This window comes from Mesorhizobium sp. M7A.F.Ca.CA.002.05.1.1 (assembly GCF_003998335.1).
Classification (GTDB): Bacteria; Pseudomonadota; Alphaproteobacteria; order Rhizobiales; family Rhizobiaceae; genus Mesorhizobium.
Genome location: NZ_RZQI01000571.1, coordinates 1 through 3,986, shown reverse-complemented (window position 1 = coordinate 3,986; position 3,986 = coordinate 1). Strand labels below are relative to the sequence as shown.

3 protein-coding genes and 1 pseudogene are annotated in these 3,986 nt (G+C 63.4%); 3 read left to right on the top strand and 1 reads right to left on the bottom strand.

Translation table 11 applies throughout. The features are described 5' to 3' along the window. Positions 1–427: pseudogene (locus tag EN939_RS24190) on the bottom strand (alpha/beta hydrolase); the annotation flags it as partial. Positions 428–737: 310 nt separating this feature from the next. On the opposite strand from EN939_RS24190, the gene EN939_RS24185 reads away from it, so the two are divergent. The 3 genes from EN939_RS24185 to EN939_RS24175 form a co-directional block, all read left to right on the top strand. After that, on the top strand, positions 738–2,363 hold the full coding sequence (locus EN939_RS24185) for an AMP-binding protein (RefSeq protein ID WP_127270202.1): 1,626 nt from the start codon (positions 738–740) through the stop codon (positions 2,361–2,363). After that, positions 2,360–3,196 (top strand): tryptophan 2,3-dioxygenase, encoded by an 837-nt coding sequence (gene kynA / locus EN939_RS24180; RefSeq protein ID WP_127270200.1) that lies wholly within the window; start codon positions 2,360–2,362, stop codon positions 3,194–3,196. The genes EN939_RS24185 and kynA overlap by 4 nt, the downstream gene beginning before the upstream one ends. Positions 3,197–3,267: 71 nt before the next feature. Next, on the top strand, positions 3,268–3,986 hold a 719-nt coding region (locus tag EN939_RS24175), incomplete at its 3' end, for an aminotransferase class V-fold PLP-dependent enzyme (RefSeq protein ID WP_127270198.1).

Genomic DNA, 3,986 nt, shown 5'->3' with positions numbered 1-3,986 from the left:
GTCCGGTCAGCATCAGCGGCCCGTCGACCATTGCCGCCGCCTTGCCGATCGCCACGCCGATCTCCTGGACGATGCCGGCGATGCGTAAGTCCGGGCACAGCGTGTAGGACGGCATCGCCACGGCAAAGCCGCTGCTGACCGCACCATTGGCGAGATGCGACCAGAAACTCTTGTCGAACGCCTTCCAGTAACCGCCATGGATGAACACCACCAACCCTTTGGGCGTGGCGCTGGGGAGGAAGAGATCGAGCCGATTGCGTCGCCCATCGCCATAGGTGATGTCGAGCCGTGCCCGGCCCTGCGCCGAGAGTGCGTCACGAAACGCTTGCGCAGGCTCCACCCACGCGGCCGGCCATCGGTCGCTGCCGGCGATATTCGCACCGTTGGCATAGGCATCATCCCAATCGACGATGTGACGTTCGAACATCTGCGCCCTTCCCCAAAAACGGCATCGCTGTTCCGCTAGCAATGGCCACCGCCACGCCATGCGTCAATGCTCTAGGGCAAAAACATTTTAGGCTTGAAACAAATTTCGACTGGTGCGATCCTGCCCGCACGAACAGCCGACAATGGGAGGTCTGCTGTGCTGCCCGAAGCCTGCAAATGGTCACCCCGTTCGGGTGGCGTCGAGCAAGGCGCGACTTGCGGCACGAAGCCTCCTCAAAAAAAGCAGGACCTTCAGATCACTGGTCAGGCGCCTCGCGCACTGGCCGTCCAGCAGACAGGAGAGCGGCGACATGCTTGGGCCTTCAGCGCATATCGACACGTTCACGCGCGATCACCTGCCGCCGCCGGAGCAATGGCCTGAAATCCTGCTCGACGGCTTCGACTATCCCGAACGCCTCAACGCCGGTGTCGAACTGACCGACAGGCTGGTCGAGAAAGGCCTGGGCGACCACACCGCGCTGATCGGCAATGGCCGCCGCCGCACCTACAAGGAACTGTCCGACTGGACGAACAGGCTGGCCCACGCGCTGGTCGAGAATTATGGGGTCGAGCCCGGCAACCGGGTGCTGATCCGTTCGGCCAACAACCCCGCCATGGTCGCCTGCTGGCTGGCCGCCACCAAGGTTGGCGCCGTGGTCGTCAACACCATGCCGATGCTGCGCGCCGGCGAACTCGCCAAGATCGTCGACAAAGCGGAAATCACCGTCGCGCTCTGCGACACCAGGCTGATGGACGAGATGACCGCCTGCGCCAAGGACAGCGCATTCCTCAAGCAGGTCATCGGTTTCGACGGCACCGCCAACCATGATGCTGAACTCGATCGTGCCGCTCTCGACAAGCCGGTGACGTTCACCGCAGTCGACACCGGCCGCGACGATGTTGCCCTGCTCGGCTTCACCTCGGGCACAACAGGCGTTCCGAAGGCGACGATGCATTTCCACCGCGACCTGCTGATCATCGCCGACGCCTACGCCCGCGAAATCCTGGAGGTGACGCCGGACGACATCTTCGTCGGCTCGCCGCCGCTGGCCTTCACCTTCGGCCTTGGCGGACTCGCCATCTTCCCGCTGCGCTTCGGTGCGGCGGCGACGCTGCTGGAGCAGGCGACGCCACCCAACATGATCCACATCATCGAGACCTACAAAGCGACGATCTCTTTCACCGCGCCGACTGCCTACCGCGCCATGCTGAAGGCCATGGATGAAGGAGCGGACCTGTCATCGCTGCGCGTCGCCGTTTCGGCCGGCGAAACCTTGCCTGCTCCCGTTTTCGAAGTGTGGACACAAAAGACCGGAAAGCCGATCCTCGACGGCATCGGAGCCACCGAGATGCTGCACATCTTCATCTCCAACCGTTTTGACGACATGAAGCCCGCGTCGACCGGAAAGCCGGTGGGCGGCTACGAGGCGCGCGTCGTCGATGACGAGATGCGCGAGGTGCCGCGCGGCGCGACCGGCAGGCTTGCGGTGCGCGGACCGACCGGCTGCCGCTACATGGCCGATGACAGGCAGAAGGAATACGTGCGCGACGGCTGGAACCTCACCGGCGATACCTTCACGCAGGACGAGGACGGCTTCTTCCATTTCGCCGCACGCTCCGACGACATGATCGTCAGCGCCGGCTACAACATCGCCGGTCCCGAGGTCGAGGCGGCGCTGCTGGCGCACCCGGACGTCGCCGAATGCGCTGTCATTGGCGCCGAGGACGCCGAGCGCGGCCAGATCGTCGAGGCGCATGTCGTGCTAGCGCAGGGCGTCGCGCCCGACGCCCTCACCACCAAGCGCCTGCAGGACCATGTCAAGGCAATGATCGCGCCCTATAAATATCCGCGATCGGTAAAATTCATCGCCGCTCTGCCCAAGACCCAGACCGGCAAGATCCAGCGCTTCCGGCTGCGCACGGAGAAAATCGATTGAGCGAGCCATACGATCCGGCGTCCGAAGGCGCCCAGATGTCGTTCAAGGAGCGCATGTCCTACAGCGACTACCTGCACCTGGAGAAAGTGCTGGAGGCCCAGACGCCGCTGTCATCGGCGCATGACGAGATGCTGTTCATCATCCAGCATCAGACCTCCGAACTCTGGATGAAGCTCGCTCTACACGAGATTGGAGCCGCGATCCGTTCCATCCGCGCCGACCGGCTCGAGCCGAGCTTCAAGATGCTGTCGCGCGTTGCGCGGATCTTCGAGCAGCTGAACAATGCCTGGGATGTGCTGCGGACGATGACGCCGAGCGAATACACCGAGTTCCGCGACGCGCTCGGCCAGTCCTCGGGTTTCCAGTCCTGGCAGTATCGCGCCATCGAGTTCATGGCCGGCAACCGCAACCTGGCCATGCTCGGGCCGCACAAGCACCGGCCCGACCTGAGCGGAAAGCTGGAAGCGATCCTGACCGAACCATCGCTCTACGACGAAGCGCTGCTGCTGCTTGCGCGCAACGGATTCGACATCGGTGCCGATGCCAAGCGCACGGACTGGCGTGAGACGCGAACCGAGAATGAAGAGGTGCTGGTCGCCTGGCAAACCATTTACCGCGATCCGCAGCGCTACTGGATGTTCTACGAACTGGCAGAGAAGCTGGTCGACTTCGAGGATTATTTCCGCCGCTGGCGCTTCAACCACGTCACCACGGTTGAGCGCATCATCGGTCTGAAACGCGGCACCGGCGGCACGTCGGGTGCTTCGTATCTGAAGAAGATGCTCGAGGTGGTGCTGTTCCCGGAACTGTGGACGGTCCGCACCCGGCTCTGACATCGTCGAAATGAAAACAGCGACGCGCGGCGGCGGAACACCCTTCGCGAACAACCGGGGACTGACTGACCATGAGTGGATTTCCTGATCTCGCCGCAGTCGAAGCGATGGATGCCACAGATCCGCTGCGGGCCATGCGCGACCGTTTCATTCTGCCGGAGGGGGTGATCTATCTCGACGGCAATTCACTGGGGGCAGCGTCTCATGCCGTTTTCGGCGAGCTGCAGCAGGCGGCAACCCAGGAATGGGCCCAGGACCTCATCCGAGCCTGGAATACGGCCGGATGGTTCGAGATGCCGATCGAACTCGGCGATCAACTCGGACGCCTGATTGGAGCCGCGGCCGGCCAGACCGTCGTCTGCGACACGACGTCGACCAACATCTACAAGGTGCTGCATGCGGCGCTGGAGATTCGGCCGGGCCGGTCGGTCATCGTCGCCGAGGGTGACAGTTTCCCCACCGACCTGTACATCGCCGAAGGCGTGGCCTCGACACGGGACGGCGTCCTGCTGCGCCTCGCGGGCGTCGACGCGCCCACTATCGAAGAGCTGATCAACGAAAACGTCGCGGTGGTGCTGGTCAACCACGTCAACTACAAATCGGGTGAACTGCGCGACATGGCGGCGCTGACGCGCAAGGCTCATGCGGCCGGAGCGCTGATCGTCTGGGATCTATGCCACACCGCCGGCGCCCTGCCCGTCGAGCTCGATCACGCAAATGCCGATTTCGCCATCGGCTGCACTTACAAGTACCTCAACGGCGGTCCGGGCGCACCGGCCTTCATCTATGC

What these genes read in the sequence shown, in the direction of transcription:
- EN939_RS24185 (WP_127270202.1), top strand. Translation starts at nt 738, where the DNA reads ATGCTTGGGCCTTCAGCGCATATCGACACGTTCACGCGCGATCACCTG.